Below are 18,273 nucleotides of genomic sequence, written 5' to 3' on the forward strand. Positions count from 1 at the left end.
GCCGAAAGGCTCTGAAAACCCGCCTAATTGGCGGGTTTTTTTATGCTCATTCAGGGTTTATTGGGTTGAACTTAAAATTTCTCTAATTTAAAATCAAATCTGCACATTACGAGAACTGCTGTGCCCACCATTGCGTCACCCACTGCTCAAACCCATGCTGTGCCGGCTGCCAAGCCCGCACCCGCAAAGGTGAGCGCGGGCGCAGCACCGCAAGCACCGGCAGAGGCGCCTGCCAAAAAAGTGGACCCTGTTCAGCAGATGCAGGCAGACAAAGAGGTGCGAGTGCAACGCCTGAACCAATCGTTGGATCGCAGTCAGCTCAATTACTCGTTTGACAAACAGTCCAGCACGCTGTCGGTGAAAGTGGTCAACAAGCAATCAGGCGAGTTCATTCGCCAGCTCGACTTCCAAGGTTTTCAAGCCATGGAATTCAGCACCCACGGCTACAAAGGCCGCTACGTGGACAACGCGGCTTAACGCTTCAACCGCGTCAGTCTTGGTCGAGCCAATGGCAAATAGGCTCCCACTGCTCTAAATCTTTTTGCACTTTCGATGGCGTGATGTCAAACATCGACAAGCCGTGCGCCGCCATGTGCAAGTAGTACTGGGTATCACGCAAGTAGGTCAGCACGGGTACTTGCAAGGACTCGATGAACTTGCGCAAGTTACCCGCCGAGATGGTGCGCGTGTCCACACGGTTGCCCACCACGCCCACTTGCGTGGGCAGCTTGGCGGTGATTTGCACCAGCTGATTCAAAAACTCATTCGTAGCTTGCATGTCAAACACACTGGGCATGACGGGCACGATGACCTTGTCGGCCCGCTCAATCACCTCTTGCAAGCGCCAACCACTGATGCCGCCCGGTGTGTCGATTACCACATGCGTGGTGCCGCGTGGTGGCTTGGCCGTCAAAACCAAGTCGGGTTGGTATTCCCAAGTGGCAATGCTCGGCAGGGTGTCAGGCCGCTGGCTTAGCCAAAACTTGGACGACTGTTGGGTGTCTGCATCGCCCAGCATGACCTGATGGCCTTGCGACGCAAAGTAACCGGCAATGTTGGTGGAGAGGGTAGATTTACCTGCACCACCTTTTGGATTGGCAACAACAACGACTTTCATAGTGTTTTATTTTCATCTGATAAACGTCACTCGTACGCCATTTGGCGTATTTAATTGAAGAAATTGACAATATCCATATAAACTCGAAAGCATTCATATTTCAGAAAGACAACTGTATGAGCGAAGGCAGCAAAGACAAAAGCATTTTCATTGGCGCCGGTGTGGTGTTCAAGGGCTCGATCAATGCCCCTAACCAAGCCATCATCTCAGGCACGGTGGAAGGCGACTTGGTTGCCAAAGATGTACTCATTGGTGCTGCAGGTGTGGTCACCGGTACCACCGAAGCTGACTTCATCGACGTCAAAGGTGAGTTGAACCAATCCATCACCAGCAAAAATGTGCTGATCGTGCGCAACACGGGCAAGGTCACGGGCGATGTGACTTACGGCGAAATCGAAATCGAACGTGGCGGCAAAGTCAAAGGCTCCATGAAGCAGGTCTAACACCTGCGACAGCCTTGACCCAAAGGGCAAGGCTGTGTTGCGCCACTTGGGCTGCATACAGCGTGACATGTAGCCCACTTAAAATGAGTGAAACTTTCAGAGCATCCTCGTTTGCCTCACTCGTCCCCCTCACACGCAGCCGCTGACACCTCAACCAGCGCCATCCAAACAATGGCAGCTTCGCCCTATGCGGCGCGTCAACGCTCACCCCGCAAACATCTGACTGGCATTGGCTGGGTTGTGCTGCTCCACGCTCTGCTGCTGTGGGCCATCTCAACGGGCTTGGCACGCGATGTGGTGCAGATGACCGAGAACACCGTCGAGGCCGTGCTGATGTCTGAGGCGCCGCCGCCTGCGCCCACGCCGCCCCCCAAAACACCGCTGCCTAAAACACCCGCACCGCCGCCGCCTGCGCCCACCAGCACAGCACCGGCCATCACGCAAACTGCGGCACCGCCAGCAGCAGCACCCCAAGCGCCAGCCATTCGCATGGGTGCCGTCATTCAAGCGGGTGCACATTGCGCCAAGCCCGACTACCCCAGCGCCTCGCGCCGCATGGAAGAAGAAGGCACAGTGACGCTGAAGTTTTTGATTGGTGCGGACGGTAAGGTGTTGCAGGCCGATGTTGAAAAATCATCGGGCTTCACCCGTCTGGACGAAGCCGCACGCAATGCGCTATCGAAATGCCAGTTCCGCCCCGGCACGGTGGACGGTAAGCCCGAGCAAAGCTGGGCCAGCATCAAATACACCTGGCGCTTGGAATAAGCGCCTTACCCAACACGCTCACACAAAGTCAGTCACAAGGAAACACCCATGTTGCAACACACCTTCACACGCGCCGCTGCCGCACTCTCAACACTGGCCTTCAGCGCCAGCGTCATGGCTGAAGAAGCCGTTGAGAACCCCTACGGCTTGTCCGCCCTGTGGGCTCAAGGCGACGTGGTGGCCAAGGCCACGCTGCTGATTTTGGTCATCATGAGCATGGGCAGCTGGTATGTGATCTTCACCAAGTTGGCTGAACAAAACCGCGTGTTGCGCTTTGCCAAAACGGCGCAAGACAACTTTTGGACCGCAGGCAACGTGCGCCAAGGCGCAGATGGCTTGGAAGAAGACAGCCCTTTCCGCTTCATCGCCGAAAAAGGGTTGGAGAGCGCAGGCAAGCACACCGGCTTGTTGGGCAATATCAACTTCAATGACTGGGTGACCATGAGCATCCAACGCGCCATGAACAACGTGCAAAGCCGCATGCAAGATGGTTTGGCGGTGTTGGCCACTGTGGGCTCCACCGCGCCGTTCGTCGGTTTGTTTGGCACGGTCTGGGGCATTTACAACGCGCTGGTGAAGATTGGCATGTCGGGCCAAGCCAGCATCGACAAAGTGGCGGGCCCTGTGGGCGAGTCGCTCATCATGACGGCCATTGGTTTGGCTGTGGCTGTGCCTGCGGTGTTGGGCTACAACTGGTTGGTGCGCCGCAACAAAGTGGCGATGGAAGAAGTGCACGCCTTTGGCGCTGACTTGCACGCGGTGCTCCTAGGTTCTGCTCAATCTGGCGCGGCACAGAAGTAAGCCATGGCCATGCACCTAGGCCCCAGCGAGGGCGACGATGAGCTGCTGACCACCATCAACACCACGCCGTTGGTGGATGTGATGCTGGTGCTGCTCATCATCTTTCTCATCACCATTCCGGTGGTGACCACCTCTGTCAAAGTGGATCTGCCTCAAGAGGTACAACAACCGCGCGAAACTAAACCTGACAACATCATCTTGTCGGTGAATGCGCAAGGCCAAGCCTATTTGTATGACGCGCCCGTGCGCAGCAACGCAGACCTCATCAAGCAGCTGCAAACCTTTGCCGAGAAAACGCCACAACCCGAAGTGCAAATTCGCGGTGACGCGAAGACCGACTTTGAAGCCGTGGGCCGCGTGCTGTATGCCGCTCAGGTGGCGGGGTTGACCAAGGTGAGGTTTGTCACGGACCCGCAGGGGAAATAAGCATGGCGATGAATCTTCAAACCCAAGACGAACCCGAAGTGATGATGGACATCAACACCACGCCGTTGATCGACGTGATGCTGGTGCTGCTGATCATGCTCATCATCACCATCCCCGTGCAGCTGCATTCGGTCAACCTCGACATGCCGCAAAGCGCCACGCCGCAAACCAAAAAGCCCAATGTGGTACGTATCGAAGTTGACGCACGCAGCGTCGTCAACTGGAACGGCAAGCCTTTGGCTGATCGTGCTGCACTCGATGCGCTGTTGCTAGAGGCCAAAGCCCAAGAGCCACAACCCGAGCTGCACATCAAAGCCCAAGGCAAAGCCAAATACGAAGCGGTGGCCGGTGTGCTGGCCAGCGCGCAACGTCAAGGCCTGACCAAGATTGGTATTGTGGGCACTGAGGCATTTGCTGCACCTTAAAGCACGACGCAAGTTGCGTTTTAGCAAGCTAGCCTACATTTGGCGCACACCTCGCAAACCGTTGGCTTAAGCGACGATGCCCTTGTCCTTGAGCGCTTGAATCTGCGCCGCCGTCAACCCAATTTCATTCAACACCGCATCCGTGTCTTGCCCAATGGTGGGCGCGTTGCGGCGGTGGCTGCCGGGGGTGCGTGATAGTTTGGGAATGATGCCGGGCACAGCCAGTGATGTGCCGTCATCCATCTGCACCTGTTGAATCATCTCGCGTGCTTGGTAATGCGGGTCAGCCGCAATGTCAGCCACGGTGTAGATGCGGCCGGCCGGCACCGCCGCTTTGTCTAAAGCGTCTAACACTTGCGCCACAGTGAGCTGTGCGGTCCACGCACCAATGGCAGCATCAATCTCGGCCACGCGTTTCACGCGGCCTGCGTTGTCCCCCAGAGCAGGATCGTTGCCCAAATCATCACGGCCCAGCGTGTGCATGAGGCGTTTGAAAATGCTGTCGCCGTTGCCTGCAATCAGCACATAACCCTCATCTCCACAGCGGTAGGCATTGCTGGGTGCAATGCCGGGCAATGCACTGCCCGCTGCTTCGCGCACTGCGCCAAACGCGCTGTACTCGGGCAGCAAACTTTCCATGCAGTTGAAGACGGCTTCGTACAAAGCCACATCAATCACTTGACCTTGACCGCTTCGCTCGCGCTCGTGCAGCGCCGTCAAAATGCCGATCACGCCATGCAATGAAGCCAGCGTGTCGCCAATGCTCACGCCCACACGCACGGGCACACGACCGGGCTCGGCAGTCAGGTGGCGCAAGCCACTCATGGCCTCGGCCACCACACCAAAGCCTGGCTTGTCTCGGTAAGGTCCAGTTTGTCCATAGCCGCTGATGCGCAACATGATGAGGCGCGGGTTGATGGCCAACAGTTCGTCCGGCCCGAGGCCCCAACCTTCCATCGCGCCTGGGCGGAAGTTCTCGATCAACACATCCGCGTCTTTGGCGAGCTGACGCACGATGTCTTGTGCTTCTTTTTCTTTCAGGTCCAACGCCACCGAGCGCTTGTTGCGCGACTGCACTTGCCACCACACCGAGGTGCCGTCTTTGAGCAAACGCCATTTGCGCAGTGGGTCACCCGTCTTTGGGGTTTCAATCTTCACCACATCTGCGCCAAAGTCGGCCAAAGTTTTGGCAGCAAAAGGGCCTGCGATGAGCTGGCCAAGTTCGACCACGCGCAGGCCGTGAAGTGGGGTTTGGGCGGGGCTGTGTGTGGCTGAGCTGTTCATGCTTGGCATTGTGCCCATGCCCGCAACAACTGGGCACCCACGTCTTCACGCAGGCGACACGGCTCAGGGCAAGAACGCAGGGCTGAGCAAACGCAAGCCCACGGTGAACCACCGTTCGTGTTCAGGCTGACCTATGCGGTTGCCATAAGTGGTGTCAATCTGCACACGCTGGGGCACCACCCACATCCGCAAACCCAGTTGGTAACGGGTGCCCATCGCGGCTTCGCCATAGGTTTCCGCAATCGCAATGACTCTCGCGGTCAACGGCAGCTCTCCGCCCACACCCCAAGTGGCTCGATTCACGCCCAAGGTTTGGTGGTTGACCCATCCCGCATTCAGGTGAACCAAACGGTCTTGCCCCAAAGGCAAAGTGACTGGCACGTTGAAGTAATAGTCTTTGTCTTCAGGCTTATTTCCCAAAGCGGGGCGCGTGGCCATGGCGCCCAAGGTGGTTGAGATACCCACGGTGTTCTCGCCCACAGGCACCCAACGCTTTTTGGCTTGCGCCACCCAAAATTGGGTTTTACCCAGCCCATCATCGGTTTGAGCATTGCCGCCGACAGACCACTCCACCTCGCCACCCAAGTTGCAGCCAGGAATGGCCCAGCGTTCTAGCGACGTGTGGGTGCTTTTGACCCAACTTTCCAACTGACAGGCTTTGTCGTCCACGATGTTGGCGTCATCGGTGTTCATGGGGCGAGCGGCTTGAGCCTGGCTCGCACACAGAGCAACCAGCCCGAAAGCGAGAAGCGTTTGGCGCAGCTGAACAGAGGAAGGGATGAGGCGAAGCACGTCTGAAAATAGAAGTTGAAACACGGCGCGGTGTCGCCATGGATTCATTGTAGAAAGGCTTTATTTCATTTCCATGAATCAGCAGCCGTGCTCCCGCATAAAATCGCAGGCTCCATTTAAGGAAGACTCATGGGACGCACCCTTTACGACAAGATTTGGGACGAGCACGTCGTCCACACCGAAGAAGATGGCACGTCCATCCTCTACATCGACCGCCATTTGGTGCACGAAGTCACCAGCCCACAAGCGTTTGAGGGAATTCGTCAAGCGGGCCGCAAGGTCTGGCGCGTCAGCTCGATCGTGGCCACCGCCGACCACAACACGCCCACCACCGGCTGGGAGCTGGGCTACGACGGCATCACCGACCCGATCAGCAAAGAACAAATCACCACGCTGGACAGCAACATGGCCGAGTTCGGCTCTGCCGCGTTCTTCCCGTTCATGTCCAAGCGCCAAGGCATCGTGCACGTGATTGGCCCTGAAAACGGCGCTACCCTGCCCGGCATGACCGTGGTGTGCGGCGACAGCCACACTTCCACCCACGGCGCGTTTGGCGCGTTGGCTCACGGCATCGGCACTTCTGAGGTCGAGCACGTCATGGCCACGCAAACCTTGTTGGCCAAAAAAGCCAAGAACATGCTCATCAAAGTCGAAGGCACGCTGACCAAAGGCGTGACTGGCAAAGACGTGGTGCTGGCCATCATCGGCAAGATCGGCACAGCCGGCGGCACGGGCTACACCATTGAGTTTGCAGGCTCTGCCATTCGCTCGCTCAGCATGGAAGGACGCATGACGGTCTGCAACATGGCCATCGAAGGCGGCGCGCGCGCTGGTTTGGTGGCGGTGGACGACAAAACCATTGAGTACGTCAAAGGCCGCCCCCTCTCGCCAACAGGCGTGGAATGGGACCAAGCCGTGGCGTATTGGAAAACCTTGCACTCGGACGCCGACGCCAAGTTTGACGCCGTGGTCGAGCTCAAAGCCGAAGACATCTTGCCGCAAGTCACTTGGGGCACGTCGCCCGAAATGGTGCTCGACATCAACGGCATCGTGCCTGACCCCGACAAAGAAAAAGACGCCAACAAGCGCGGTGCAATTGAACGCGCGTTGACGTACATGGACTTGCAGCCAGGCAAAGCGTTGAACGATTTGTTTGTCGATAAAGTGTTCATTGGCTCATGCACCAACAGCCGCATCGAAGACATGCGCGAAGCCGCAGCCGTGGTGAAGAAGCTTGGCCAAAAAGTGGCCAAGAACATCAAGCTCGCTTTGGTTGTGCCCGGCTCAGGCTTGGTCAAAGAACAAGCCGAGAAAGAAGGCCTGCACGAGATTTTCAAAGCCGCTGGCTTTGAGTGGCGCGAGCCAGGTTGCTCGATGTGTTTGGCCATGAACGCCGACCGCTTAGAGCCAGGCGAGCGCTGCGCCTCTACCAGCAACCGCAACTTCGAAGGCCGTCAAGGCAACGGTGGTCGCACGCACTTGGTCAGCCCCGCCATGGCCGCTGCTGCTGCCATTCACGGCCACTTTGTGGACGTTCGCAAGTTCGCCTAAGGGATAAAAATCATGCAGAAATTCACCCTCCACAAAGGCATCGTGGCCCCCATGGACCGCGAGAACGTCGACACCGACGCCATCATCCCCAAGCAGTTTTTAAAGTCCATCCGCAAGACGGGCTTTGGCCCCAACTTGTTTGACGAGTGGCGCTATTTGGACCACGGCGAGCCCGGCCAAAACCCCGCCAGCCGCAAGCCCAACCCAGACTTCGTGCTGAACCAGCCGCGCTACAAAGGCGCATCGGTGCTGTTGGCCCGCAAGAACTTTGGCTGCGGCTCGTCACGCGAACACGCACCTTGGGCGATTGACCAATACGGCTTCCGCGCCGTCATCGCCCCTAGCTTTGCCGACATTTTCTTTAACAACTGTTTCAAAAACGGCTTGCTGCCCATCGTGTTGCCCGAAGCCGCGATTGACCTGTTGTTCAACGAGGTGCATGCCTTCCCAGGCTATGAGTTGACGATTGACCTTGAAAACCAAGTCATCGTGCGCCCACAAGGCGAGACCATTCCATTTGAAGTGCAAGCCTTCCGAAAGTACTGCTTGCTCAACGGCTTCGACGACATTGGCCTGACCCTGCGCCAGTCCGACAAGATCAAAGCCTTTGAAGCCGAGCGCTTGGCCACCAAGCCTTGGTTGGCTCACACGATGTAAACCCATTTAGAAGAACAACACATGAAAATCGCAATCCTCCCCGGCGACGGCATCGGCCCAGAAATCGTGGCCGAAGCGGTCAAGGTCTTGAACGTCCTCGACCTCAAGTTTGAATCCGAAACAGCCTTGGTCGGCGGTGCAGCGTTTGACGCGCACGGCCACCCTTTGCCAGAAGCCACCCTCAAGTTGGCGATGGATGCTGATGCCGTGTTGTTCGGCTCTGTGGGCGACTGGAAATACGACACCCTCGACCGTCCTCTGCGTCCTGAGCAAGCCATTTTGGGTTTGCGCAAAAACATGGGCCTGTTCGCCAACTTCCGCCCTGCCATTTGCTACGAGCAGTTGGTGGGCGCATCAAGCTTAAAGCCTGAGCTGATTGCGGGCTTGGACATTTTGATCATCCGCGAACTGACCGGCGACATTTACTTTGGCCAACCCCGCGGCCGCCGCGTGGCCACCGACGGCCACTTCCCAGGTGCAGAAGAAGCGTTCGACACCATGCGCTATTCCAAGCCCGAGATCGAGCGCATTGCCCACGTGGCTTTTCAAGCCGCCCGCAAGCGCAAAGCCGCAGGCACAGAAGGCCGCGTGACCAGCGTGGACAAAGCCAACGTGCTGGAAACCTTCCAATTCTGGAAAGACGTGGTAAGCGAAGTGGGCAAAGAGTACCCAGACATCGCCCTCGACCACATGTACGTCGACAACGCCGCCATGCAACTGGTGAAAGAGCCCAAGCGCTTTGACGTGGTTGTGACCGGCAATATGTTTGGCGACATCTTGAGCGACGAAGCTTCCATGCTGACTGGCTCCATCGGCATGTTGCCTTCTGCTTCTTTGAACTCAAAGAACCAAGGTTTGTACGAACCTAGCCACGGCAGCGCACCCGACATCGCTGGCAAAGGCGTGGCCAACCCCTTGGCCACCATCCTCAGCGCCGCCATGATGTTGCGCTTCAGCTTGAACCAAGCTGCAGCGGCTGATCGCATCGAGACCGCTGTGAAAGCCGTGTTGGCCCAAGGCCTGCGCACCCCTGACATCTACAGCGAAGGCACGACCAAAGTGGGTACGGCTCAGATGGGTGATGCGGTGGTGAAGGCTTTGCGCTGATTGAAGCCTTCCCCCTGATGAAGAACGCGCCTCCATGGCGCGTTTTTTATTTCAGCCCAATCAGACTTCATCCTCTAAATCTGTCAGCTTGACCCAAGCACCCATCCGATACAATGCCACCCATGTTTCACGCCCGCTCGTTCTCTCTGAACTTCGCTGCCCCCGCACTGGTGGCTGCTCGCGCGCGTGCAATCACCATCAAAACCACGACCATTAAGGGCTAATCAGCTCCGGTTCGTCGTGCGCCCCCCGGCCAGACGAGCCGGGCAAACAGTCAGGTCTGGCACTGTTTTCTACATTTGAAAAGGCGTTGAAAAATGAGCAAGTTAGTAGGTTTAGTCGGTTGGCGCGGCATGGTCGGCTCGGTGCTGATCGACCGCATGGTTCAAGAGAAGGATTTCGACCTGATCGAACCTGTGTTCTTCTCCACGTCTAACGCAGGTGGCAAAGCCCCCGCGCAAGCCAAGAACGAAACCACGCTCAAAGACGCCAACGACATCGAAGCACTGAAAAAGTGCGACATCGTGCTGACCTGCCAAGGCGGCGACTACACCAAAGAGGTGTACCCCAAGCTGCGCGCAGCGGGTTGGAACGGCCACTGGATTGACGCAGCCTCTAGCCTGCGCATGGCCGACGACGCCATCATCGTGCTCGACCCCGTCAACCGCAACGTCATCGACGCGGCCTTGGGCAAAGGCGGCAAAAACTGGATCGGCGGCAACTGCACCGTGAGCTTGATGCTCATGGGCTTGGGCGGCTTGTTCCAACACAACATGGTGGAGTGGGTCAGCGCAATGACGTACCAAGCGGCTTCGGGCGCGGGTGCACAAAATATGCGCGAGTTGCTGAGCCAAATGGGCGCTTTGCACGATGCCGTCAAAGACGACTTGGCCAACCCCTCTTCTGCCATCTTGGACATCGACCGCAAAGTGTCGGCCACCATGCGCAGTGCTGAGTTCCCCACCAAAAACTTCCGCAACACCGCCTTGGCTGGCAGCTTGATCCCTTGGATCGACGTGCCTGTCGAACACGGCCAAAGCAAGGAAGAGTGGAAGGGCGGCGCCGAGTGCAACAAGATCTTGGGCAACCCAGCGTTCCGCTCTGCGGGCTCTATCCCCATCGACGGTTTGTGCGTGCGCATTGGCGCCATGCGCTGCCACTCACAAGGCTTGACCATCAAGCTGAAAAAAGATGTGCCGATGGACGAGATCGAAAGCATCTTGGCCAGCGCCAACGACTGGGTCAAAGTGGTGCCTAACGTGCGCGAAATCAGCGAACGCGACCTGACACCCGCAGCCGTGACCGGTACTTTGACAGTGCCAGTGGGCCGCTTGCACAAAATGGCCATGGGCAACGACTATCTTGGCGCGTTCACCGTGGGTGACCAGCTCTTGTGGGGCGCTGCTGAGCCATTGCGTCGCATGTTGCGCATCCTGCTCGAGGCATAAAACAAAGTAATATCTTTGGCTATGAAAAAAGCTCACCGCTCTGCTTCCCATTTGTTCCGGCGATCAGCGCTGTGGGCAGCCTTGTCACTGTCGGTCTTCGGCGGTGCGCAGGCACTCACTTTGAGCCGACCTGTCGTACAAAGCAAGCAGGGCGAGGCTTTGCGCGTAGAGATCGATGTCAGCGAAATCACCATCGCTGAACAAATTGAGCTCGAAGCCAAAATTGCCAGCCCTGAGGTTTACAAAGCAGCCAAGGTAGAAGTACCGATGGTCAATGGCCAACCCATCGATGTTCAGGTGCAACTGTTGCGCCGAGACCACGGTTGGCCCTATTTAAAAATCACCAGCAAACAAGCCATCAACAGCAACTTTTTGGATTTGCTGATTGATTTGCGTTGGGCCACAGGCCGTTTGCTGCGCGATGTGAGTCTGTCCATTGACGATGGCAGTGCCAAAAAGCCTAACGCCCCTTTGATGCCGGGCATTGGCGAACGCAATCTCAAAACAGCTGAGATGCCTTCGGTCTATAGCAAAAATGGACAGTCCAACGGACAAATCACGGTCAAACGTGGCGATACCGCCAGCGAACTGAGTGCTGGCAAAACGCCTGAAGGTGTGTCGCTTGAACAAATGCTGGTGGCCTTGTTGCGCAGCAACCCCGATGCGTTTGTTGAATCCAACGTCAACCGCATGAAAGAAGGCGCTTTGCTGACCTTGCCCACCGAGCAAGAAGCCAAAGCCGTGTCGCGCGAAGAAGCGCGCCGTGAAATTCAAATCCAGGCCAAAGACTTTGAGGCCTACCGTGCCGAGCTAGCCGCACGCGCCCCAGGCGGTGTGGTGCCCAAAGTGTCACGCGATGCCGAAGGCAAACTCGACGCCAAAGTACAAAACAAAAATGCCAAGGCCAACCAAGACAAATTGACTTTGGCCAAACCTGGCAGCAAAGACACTGCGGCTGAAGACAAGATTGCACAGCAACGCGAAGCCCAAGACGTGGCAACTCGCGCGGCAGAGCTCAGCCGCAACATCGCTGAACTCGGCAAAATCGCAGCCGCCACAGTGACTGGCTCAGCAGCACCGGCCTCCGAGGCAGCCTCTGGCGTCTTAGCTGTCGATATACCCGCCAGCGCGGCTGAGGCCAACAGCGAATGGCTAAACGAGCTGCGCGAAAACTCACTCACTCCCGTGGGTGCTGGCAGTCTGATCGCCATCTTGGTGTTGGTGGGCTTATGGCGCCGTCGCGCTTTGAACAAGCGCGAAGACGACATCCATGGATTGCCGCCCTTGAACGTGAAGTTCAACCTCGACCTACCTGAGCACGACCATGCGGAGCCCGTCGAACGCGCCTACATCCACGATGTGGCCACGCATATGCAAGACACGCATGAACATCCACATGACCATGAGCACCACGCCCATGACGCGGATGACCTGCAAGAAGAAACGCACGCGCCACACGATGCACACGCCATTCGCCCGACCATGGAGATGCCCAACATCTCCTTGGATTTGGACGAACACGATACACCCGCTGGCCCCTACCAAGTGCGCATCGACTTGGCCGATGAACTGTGGAACTTGGGCCAACTGCACACCAGCCGTGCTTTGATGGAAGAAGTGGCCAACGAAGCCTCTGGCGCTGACAAAGAAAAAGCCCTCAAGTGGCTGGCTGAGCGAGGCTAACCCTCATGCGCATTGCGATGGGCTTGAGCTACAACGGCCAAGCCTACGAAGGCTGGCAAAGTCAGCTATCAGGTAAAACAGTGCAGGACAAGCTTGAAAAAGCCTTGTCCAAGTTCACCCAAACCCCCGTCTCTACCTTGTGTGCAGGCCGTACCGATGCCGGTGTGCACGGCCTCATGCAAGTCATCCACTTTGACACCGAGCTTGACCGCACGCCTTACTCGTGGGTGCGCGGCACCAACCGCTATTTGCCCCTCGACATTGCGGTGCAATGGGCGCGTGAAATGCCGCGTGAATTTCACTGCCGTGGCAGCGCCATTGCACGCCGCTATGCCTACGTGGTGCTCGAATCCGCCGTGCGCCCCAGCGTCGAAGTGGGTCGTGTGGGCTGGGTGTACCGCCCGCTCGACCTAGAAGCTATGCAAAAAGCCGCGCAGTACCTGATGGGCGAACACGACTTCACCTCGTTTCGCGCCTCCAGCTGCCAAGCCCTCACACCCGTCAAAACCATGACGCGCATCGACATCACCCGCAAAAGCACACAGCACGGCTCAGCCGTGTGGCGCTTTGAGTTTGAAGCCAGCGCGTTTTTGCACCACATGATTCGCAACCTCATGGGCTGCTTTGTGAAGATTGGCAGTGGCGACAAACCGCCGGAGTGGATGGCCGACGTGCTGGCCGCCCGCGACCGCGATGCCGCCGCCCCCACCTTCAGCCCCGATGGTTTGTATTTCTTGGGCCCCCGCTACGACGCACAGTGGGATTTGCCTGACCGTACCCCTGCGTATGATGGATTGCCATGAACCGCACGCGTATCAAAATTTGTGGGCTCACCCGTGAGCAAGACGTCGACGCCGCCGTGGCCGCTGGCGTGGACGCCATTGGCTTTGTCATGTACGCCCCCAGCCCCCGTGCTGTGACGGTAGAACGCGCCGCCGAGCTGGCCTTGCGCCTGCCCGCCTTCGTCACGCCCGTGCTGCTGTTTGTGAACGAAACGTCTGAGGCCATTGCCCACGCCTGTGTGCAAGTGCCGGGCGCTTGGCTGCAGTTTCATGGCGACGAAACGCCCGACCACTGCCGCAAGATTGCCCGCACCTTGGGCCGCCGCTGGATGCGCGCTGCGCGTATTCCGCTAGAAACCCCTGCGGGCGAAGAACCTTTCGACCTCTTAAAATACGCGCAAGATTACTCAGACGCCCAAGCGGTGCTGCTCGACGCGCATGTCGACGGTTACGGCGGCGGCGGCAAAACATTCAATTGGTCACAGCTTCCTCAAAACGTCAACGCTCACCTCGTCTTGTCTGGTGGACTCAACGCTGCCAACGTGACCGATGGCATTCGCGCGCTGCGTAACCACGGCCATTCATTGGCAGTGGACGTGAGCTCTGGCGTGGAATCGGCGAAAGGCATCAAAGATGCGGCCAAGATTCACGAGTTCGTCAGAGCCGTTCGCGCAGCAGACGCAGAGCACCCGCTCTAAGCCTCCTTCCCTTTTTTTGTTTGAAGCACTTGAGGCCCAAGCCTCAAGGCAACTATTGCAGGCAACCTATGTCGAACTACCAACAACCCGATGCCAAAGGCCACTTTGGCATTTACGGCGGCAGCTTCATCAGCGAAACGCTGACCCACGCCATCGAAGAGCTGAAAGAGGCCTACGCCAAATACCAGCACGACCCCGACTTCATCGCCGAGTTCAAGTCGGAACTGGCCCACTTCGTCGGCCGCCCTTCGCCCATTTACCACGCAGCCCGCATGAGCCGCGAAATGGGTGGCGCGCAAATCTTCTTGAAGCGTGAAGACCTGAACCACACCGGTGCCCACAAGATCAACAACACCATTGGCCAAGCCATGCTTGCCAAGCGCATGAGCAAGCCCCGCGTGATTGCCGAAACCGGCGCAGGCCAACACGGCGTGGCCACAGCCACCATTTGCGCACGCTACGGTTTGGAATGCGTGGTCTACATGGGCGCAGAAGACGTCAAACGTCAAAGCCCCAACGTGTACCGCATGAAGCTCTTGGGCGCGACGGTTGTACCTGTGGAGAGCGGCAGCCGCACCCTCAAAGACGCGCTGAACGAAGCCATGCGCGACTGGGTAGCCAACGTGGACAACACCTTCTACATCATCGGCACTGTGGCTGGGCCTCACCCCTACCCGATGATGGTGCGCGATTTCCAAAGCGTGATTGGCGAAGAGTGCCTCACGCAAATGCCAGAGATGTTCAAGAGCCTGAAGATGGCCGAAGAACAGCCTGATGCCGTCATTGCTTGCGTGGGCGGCGGCAGCAATGCCATGGGCATCTTCTACCCCTACATCAACCATGCCAACACACGCCTCATTGGCGTGGAAGCCGCTGGCGAAGGTATGGACACCGACCGCCACTCGTGCTCGTTGCAGCTGGGCGCGCCCGGCGTGTTACACGGCAACCGCACCTACATCTTGCAAGACGAGAACGGCCAGATTACTGAGACGCACAGCGTGAGCGCTGGCCTTGACTACCCAGGCGTGGGCCCCGAGCACGCCTTCCTCAAGGACATCGGCCGCGCCGAATACGTGGGCATCACCGACACAGAAGCGCTCGAAGCCTTCCACTACCTGTGCCGCACCGAGGGCATCATTCCCGCGCTGGAATCGAGCCATGCCGTGGCCTACGCCATGAAGCTGGCCAAGACCATGAAGCCCGAGCAGTCCATCTTGGTCAACCTCTCGGGCCGTGGCGACAAAGACATTGGCACGGTGGCCGACCTGAGCAACGCAGACTTCTTCTGTCGCCCCAGCTGCCAAGGCCAAACGGTCAAAGGTGGCCCTGCCGAACAAACCATGAAATTTGTGAAGTGAACCGCACCATGAGCCGTATCGACACCACCCTCGCCGCCCTCAAGGCCCAAGGCCGCAAAGCCCTCATCCCCTATGTGATGGCAGGCTTCCCGCAAGCCAACATCACGCCCGCCCTCATGCACGGCATGGTGGATGCAGGCGCGGACATCATCGAACTGGGCGTGCCTTTTAGCGACCCCATGGCCGACGGCGCAGTGATTCAAAAAGCAGGCGAAGCCGCGCTGCGTTTTGGCATTGGCACAGCCCAAGTGCTGGACATGGTGCGCGAGTTCCGCAAAACCAACAACACCACGCCCGTGGTGCTGATGGGCTACGCCAACCCTGTGGAGTGCTACAACCTCAAACACGGTGCAGACTCATTTGTGAAAGACGCTTCTGCCGCAGGCGTGGACGGCGTGCTGATCGTCGACTACCCACCGGAAGAGTGCGAAGAGTTCGCAGCCACATTGCGCGCGCACAGCATGGACTTGATCTTCTTGCTCGCGCCCACCAGCACCGACAAACGCATGGAACAAGTGGCACGCATTGCCAGCGGCTACGTGTATTACGTCTCGCTCAAAGGCGTGACAGGCGCTGGCAACCTAGACACCGACGCCGTAGAAGCCATGCTGCCGCGCATTCGCCAGCATGTACACATCCCCGTGGGTGTGGGCTTTGGCATTCGCGATGCCGCCACCGCTACTGCCGTGGGCCGCGTAGCCGATGCCGTGGTGATTGGCAGCCGCATCATCCAGCTGCTTGAAGCCGCACCAGCAGGCCAAGAAGTGGCTGCTGCCCATGAGTTTTTGGCGGGTATTCGCAAGGCTTTGGACGCATAAAGCGCCCTTGTAGCCACAACCACCCTGCCCGTTAAAATGCATCAATTCCAAAAGAACTGACGAAAGGCTCACCATGAGTTGGCTCGAAAAACTGCTTCCCCCAAAAATTCAACACACCGAACCGTCTGAGCGCCGTAGCGTGCCCGAAGGTGTTTGGGTCAAGTGCCCCAGCTGCGAAACCGTGCTCTACAAGAGCGACTTGCAAGCCAACCACAACGTCTGCCCTACTTGCAGCCACCACCACCGCATGAGCGCCCGCGACCGTTTGGACATGTTCCTCGACGCCGAAGGCCGCTACGAAATCGGTCAAGAAGTGCTGCCTGTGGACGCCTTGAAGTTCAAAGACAGCCGCAAGTACCCAGAGCGCCTCAAAGAAGCCATGCAAAACACAGGCGAAACAGACGCCTTGGTGGTCATGGGCGGCGCGGTGCACAACATCAACGTGGTTGTGGCCTGTTTTGAATTTGACTTCATGGGCGGCTCAATGGGCTCGGTCGTGGGCGAGCGCTTTGTGCGCGGCGTGCACGCCGCCATTGAGCAAAAAGTGCCGTTCATCTGCTTCACCGCCACCGGCGGCGCACGCATGCAAGAGGGATTGCTCTCGCTCATGCAAATGGCCAAAACCAACGCCTCGCTCACCCGCTTGGCCAAAAAAGGTTTGCCCTACATCGCCGTGTTGACCGACCCCACCATGGGCGGCGTGTCAGCCGGCTTTGCGTTTGTAGGTGACGTGGTTATCGCTGAACCTAACGCGCTGATTGGCTTTGCCGGCCCACGCGTGATTGAAAACACCGTGCGCGTGACATTGCCCGCAGGCTTCCAACGTGCCGAGTTCTTGCAGCAAAAAGGCGCCATCGACATGATTTGCGACCGTCGCGAACTGCGCAAAACCATTGCCAGCACCTTGGCTATGTTGCAACGTCAGCCCGCGGATGCTGTGGTCTGACCAAAGCCACGCCCCATCAAAAAAGCTCGCTCTGTAAGCGGGCTTTTTTGTGGGCAATGCGCAATTAAGAGCTGAATAAGAAGTTCATCACGTCGCCATCTTTGACCACGTATTCCTTGCCTTCAGCGCGCATCTTGCCTGCGTCTTTGGCGCCTTGTTCACCTTTAAAGGTGATGAAGTCGTCAAACGCGATGGTCTGGGCGCGGATGTAGCCCTTTTCGAAGTCGGTGTGAATCACGCCAGCGGCTTGTGGGCCGGTGTCGCCCACATGGATGGTCCATGCGCGCACTTCTTTCACGCCAGCGGTGAAGTAAGTTTGCAAGCCCAGCAAGGTGTAGGCAGAGCGAATGAGGCGGTTCAGGCCTGGCTCGTCTTGGCCGAGTTCTTTGAGGAACTCCAAGCGGTCAGCGTCTTCCATCTCGGACAACTCGGCTTCGATCTTGGCGCAGATGGCCACCACGGGTGCGTTTTGCGCTTTCGCAAACTCTTTGAGGCGGTCCAAGAACGGGTTGTTCTCAAAGCCGTCTTCCGACACGTTGGCCACAAACATAGCTGGCTTGGCGGTGATGAAGAAGAACTGCTTGAGTTCGGCGCGCTCTTCTTTGCTGAAGTCGATGGTGCGCACGGGCTTGGTGTCGTTCAGTGCAGCTTGGCACTTCTCAAGAATCGCCATTTGCTTGACGGCTTCTTTGTCGCCAGAGCGGGCAATTTTGCTCACTCGGTGAATGGCTTTTTCCACAGCGGCCAAGTCGGCCAAGCACAGCTCGGTCTGAATGACTTCGATGTCGGCAATGGGGTCAACCTTGTTGGCCACGTGAATGACGTTGTCGTCTTCAAAGCAGCGCACCACGTTGACGATGGCGTCGGTTTCGCGGATGTGGGCCAAGAACTTGTTGCCCAAGCCTTCGCCCGTGCTGGCGCCAGCTACGAGGCCAGCGATGTCCACAAATTCCACAATGGCAGGTACCACGCGCTCTGGGATGATGATGTCTGACAGCTGTTGCAAGCGTGGATCAGGCACTTCGACCACGCCGGTGTTTGGCTCAATGGTGCAAAAGGGGTAATTCTCTGCCGCGATGCCCGCTTTGGTCAGGGCGTTGAACAGGGTGGATTTGCCAACGTTGGGCAAACCCACGATGCCGCATTTCAAACTCATAAAAATATTCCTTGTA

The 18,273-nt window shown here is 57.8% G+C and carries 20 protein-coding genes; 16 read left to right on the plus strand and 4 right to left on the minus strand.

The window, feature by feature from the left end:
• Positions 1–120: 120 nt before the first annotated feature.
• Positions 121–477 carry a flagellar protein FlaG gene (locus tag C5F52_RS00790; RefSeq protein ID WP_201746934.1) on the plus strand — a complete coding sequence of 119 codons (357 nt, stop codon included), beginning with the start codon at positions 121–123 and terminating at the stop codon, positions 475–477.
• A gap of 13 nt (positions 478–490) precedes the next feature.
• Here the strand turns inward: C5F52_RS00790 and C5F52_RS00795 are convergent, their stop codons facing one another.
• Positions 491–1,117, minus strand: coding sequence for a ParA family protein (locus C5F52_RS00795; protein WP_104796436.1), 627 nt, complete (start codon positions 1,115–1,117; stop codon positions 491–493).
• Between the two features lie 116 nt (positions 1,118–1,233).
• Between C5F52_RS00795 and C5F52_RS00800 the strand changes: the two genes are divergently transcribed.
• The 5 genes from C5F52_RS00800 to C5F52_RS00820 all read left to right on the plus strand — a co-directional run bounded on the left by C5F52_RS00800 (position 1,234) and on the right by C5F52_RS00820 (position 3,977).
• Positions 1,234–1,560, plus strand: coding sequence for a polymer-forming cytoskeletal protein (locus tag C5F52_RS00800; RefSeq protein ID WP_104796437.1), 327 nt, complete (start codon positions 1,234–1,236; stop codon positions 1,558–1,560).
• Positions 1,561–1,671: 111 nt separating this feature from the next.
• Positions 1,672–2,325, plus strand: coding sequence for an energy transducer TonB (locus C5F52_RS00805; protein ID WP_236657674.1), 654 nt, complete (start codon positions 1,672–1,674; stop codon positions 2,323–2,325).
• 48 nt (positions 2,326–2,373) lie between these two features.
• A complete protein-coding gene (locus tag C5F52_RS00810; protein ID WP_104796439.1) occupies positions 2,374–3,126 on the plus strand; it encodes a MotA/TolQ/ExbB proton channel family protein in 753 nt (250 codons plus the stop codon).
• Between the two features lie 3 nt (positions 3,127–3,129).
• Positions 3,130–3,552 (plus strand): biopolymer transporter ExbD, encoded by a 423-nt coding sequence (locus C5F52_RS00815; protein WP_104796440.1) that lies wholly within the window; start codon positions 3,130–3,132, stop codon positions 3,550–3,552.
• 2 nt (positions 3,553–3,554) lie between these two features.
• Positions 3,555–3,977, plus strand: a complete 423-nt coding sequence (locus C5F52_RS00820; protein ID WP_104796441.1) for a biopolymer transporter ExbD — start codon at positions 3,555–3,557, stop codon at positions 3,975–3,977.
• Between the two features lie 66 nt (positions 3,978–4,043).
• Here the strand turns inward: C5F52_RS00820 and C5F52_RS00825 are convergent, their stop codons facing one another.
• Positions 4,044–5,261, minus strand: coding sequence for a CaiB/BaiF CoA transferase family protein (locus C5F52_RS00825; protein ID WP_369951834.1), 1,218 nt, complete (start codon positions 5,259–5,261; stop codon positions 4,044–4,046).
• A gap of 63 nt (positions 5,262–5,324) precedes the next feature.
• Entirely contained in the window at positions 5,325–5,954 is a 630-nt protein-coding gene (locus C5F52_RS00830; RefSeq protein ID WP_104796443.1) for a hypothetical protein, read from the minus strand.
• 228 nt (positions 5,955–6,182) lie between these two features.
• Between C5F52_RS00830 and leuC the strand changes: the two genes are divergently transcribed.
• The 10 genes from leuC to accD all read left to right on the plus strand — a co-directional run bounded on the left by leuC (position 6,183) and on the right by accD (position 17,101).
• Positions 6,183–7,604: a 3-isopropylmalate dehydratase large subunit gene (gene leuC, locus C5F52_RS00835; protein WP_104796444.1), complete on the plus strand. Its 1,422-nt coding sequence runs from the start codon at positions 6,183–6,185 to the stop codon at positions 7,602–7,604.
• Positions 7,605–7,616: 12 nt separating this feature from the next.
• Positions 7,617–8,261, plus strand: coding sequence for a 3-isopropylmalate dehydratase small subunit (leuD, locus tag C5F52_RS00840; protein WP_104796445.1), 645 nt, complete (start codon positions 7,617–7,619; stop codon positions 8,259–8,261).
• Positions 8,262–8,282: 21 nt separating this feature from the next.
• Complete coding sequence (gene leuB / locus C5F52_RS00845) at positions 8,283–9,368, plus strand: 3-isopropylmalate dehydrogenase (protein ID WP_104796446.1); 1,086 nt, start codon at positions 8,283–8,285, stop codon at positions 9,366–9,368.
• A gap of 317 nt (positions 9,369–9,685) precedes the next feature.
• The gene (gene asd / locus C5F52_RS00850) at positions 9,686–10,816 is read left to right on the plus strand and encodes an aspartate-semialdehyde dehydrogenase (protein WP_104796447.1); all 1,131 of its coding nucleotides are present in this window, start codon (positions 9,686–9,688) and stop codon (positions 10,814–10,816) included.
• 21 nt (positions 10,817–10,837) lie between these two features.
• Complete coding sequence (locus C5F52_RS00855) at positions 10,838–12,499, plus strand: FimV family protein (protein WP_104796448.1); 1,662 nt, start codon at positions 10,838–10,840, stop codon at positions 12,497–12,499.
• A gap of 5 nt (positions 12,500–12,504) precedes the next feature.
• Positions 12,505–13,302 (plus strand): tRNA pseudouridine(38-40) synthase TruA, encoded by a 798-nt coding sequence (gene truA, locus C5F52_RS00860; protein WP_104796449.1) that lies wholly within the window; start codon positions 12,505–12,507, stop codon positions 13,300–13,302.
• Entirely contained in the window at positions 13,299–13,979 is a 681-nt protein-coding gene (locus C5F52_RS00865) for a phosphoribosylanthranilate isomerase (RefSeq protein WP_104796450.1), read from the plus strand. Before truA ends, C5F52_RS00865 begins: the two co-directional genes overlap by 4 nt.
• A 68-nt stretch (positions 13,980–14,047) precedes the next feature.
• A complete protein-coding gene (trpB, locus tag C5F52_RS00870; RefSeq protein WP_104796451.1) occupies positions 14,048–15,337 on the plus strand; it encodes a tryptophan synthase subunit beta in 1,290 nt (429 codons plus the stop codon).
• Positions 15,338–15,345: 8 nt separating this feature from the next.
• Positions 15,346–16,155 carry a tryptophan synthase subunit alpha gene (trpA, locus tag C5F52_RS00875; protein ID WP_104797104.1) on the plus strand — a complete coding sequence of 270 codons (810 nt, stop codon included), beginning with the start codon at positions 15,346–15,348 and terminating at the stop codon, positions 16,153–16,155.
• A gap of 73 nt (positions 16,156–16,228) precedes the next feature.
• Complete coding sequence (accD, locus tag C5F52_RS00880; RefSeq protein WP_104796452.1) at positions 16,229–17,101, plus strand: acetyl-CoA carboxylase, carboxyltransferase subunit beta; 873 nt, start codon at positions 16,229–16,231, stop codon at positions 17,099–17,101.
• Positions 17,102–17,165: 64 nt separating this feature from the next.
• Here accD and ychF read toward each other — a convergent pair whose 3' ends face one another.
• Positions 17,166–18,257, minus strand: coding sequence for a redox-regulated ATPase YchF (gene ychF, locus C5F52_RS00885; RefSeq protein ID WP_104796453.1), 1,092 nt, complete (start codon positions 18,255–18,257; stop codon positions 17,166–17,168).
• Between the last annotated feature and the right edge of the window lie 16 nt (positions 18,258–18,273).

This window comes from Limnohabitans sp. TS-CS-82, assembly GCF_002943475.1.

Bases quoted from the DNA above. Each gene is read 5' to 3' on its own strand.
- C5F52_RS00795 (WP_104796436.1), bottom strand. From the start codon at position 1,117: ATGAAAGTCGTTGTTGTTGCCAATCCAAAAGGTGGTGCAGGTAAATCT.
- C5F52_RS00800 (WP_104796437.1), top strand. From the start codon at position 1,234: ATGAGCGAAGGCAGCAAAGACAAAAGCATTTTCATTGGCGCCGGTGTG.
- C5F52_RS00810 (WP_104796439.1), top strand. From the start codon at position 2,374: ATGTTGCAACACACCTTCACACGCGCCGCTGCCGCACTCTCAACACTG.
- C5F52_RS00815 (WP_104796440.1), top strand. From the start codon at position 3,130: ATGGCCATGCACCTAGGCCCCAGCGAGGGCGACGATGAGCTGCTGACC.
- C5F52_RS00820 (WP_104796441.1), top strand. From the start codon at position 3,555: ATGGCGATGAATCTTCAAACCCAAGACGAACCCGAAGTGATGATGGAC.
- C5F52_RS00825 (WP_369951834.1), bottom strand. From the start codon at position 5,261: ATGAACAGCTCAGCCACACACAGCCCCGCCCAAACCCCACTTCACGGC.
- C5F52_RS00830 (WP_104796443.1), bottom strand. From the start codon at position 5,954: ATGAACACCGATGACGCCAACATCGTGGACGACAAAGCCTGTCAGTTG.
- leuC (WP_104796444.1), top strand. From the start codon at position 6,183: ATGGGACGCACCCTTTACGACAAGATTTGGGACGAGCACGTCGTCCAC.
- leuD (WP_104796445.1), top strand. From the start codon at position 7,617: ATGCAGAAATTCACCCTCCACAAAGGCATCGTGGCCCCCATGGACCGC.
- leuB (WP_104796446.1), top strand. From the start codon at position 8,283: ATGAAAATCGCAATCCTCCCCGGCGACGGCATCGGCCCAGAAATCGTG.
- asd (WP_104796447.1), top strand. From the start codon at position 9,686: ATGAGCAAGTTAGTAGGTTTAGTCGGTTGGCGCGGCATGGTCGGCTCG.
- C5F52_RS00855 (WP_104796448.1), top strand. From the start codon at position 10,838: ATGAAAAAAGCTCACCGCTCTGCTTCCCATTTGTTCCGGCGATCAGCG.
- truA (WP_104796449.1), top strand. From the start codon at position 12,505: ATGCGCATTGCGATGGGCTTGAGCTACAACGGCCAAGCCTACGAAGGC.
- C5F52_RS00865 (WP_104796450.1), top strand. From the start codon at position 13,299: ATGAACCGCACGCGTATCAAAATTTGTGGGCTCACCCGTGAGCAAGAC.
- trpB (WP_104796451.1), top strand. From the start codon at position 14,048: ATGTCGAACTACCAACAACCCGATGCCAAAGGCCACTTTGGCATTTAC.
- trpA (WP_104797104.1), top strand. From the start codon at position 15,346: ATGAGCCGTATCGACACCACCCTCGCCGCCCTCAAGGCCCAAGGCCGC.
- accD (WP_104796452.1), top strand. From the start codon at position 16,229: ATGAGTTGGCTCGAAAAACTGCTTCCCCCAAAAATTCAACACACCGAA.
- ychF (WP_104796453.1), bottom strand. From the start codon at position 18,257: ATGAGTTTGAAATGCGGCATCGTGGGTTTGCCCAACGTTGGCAAATCC.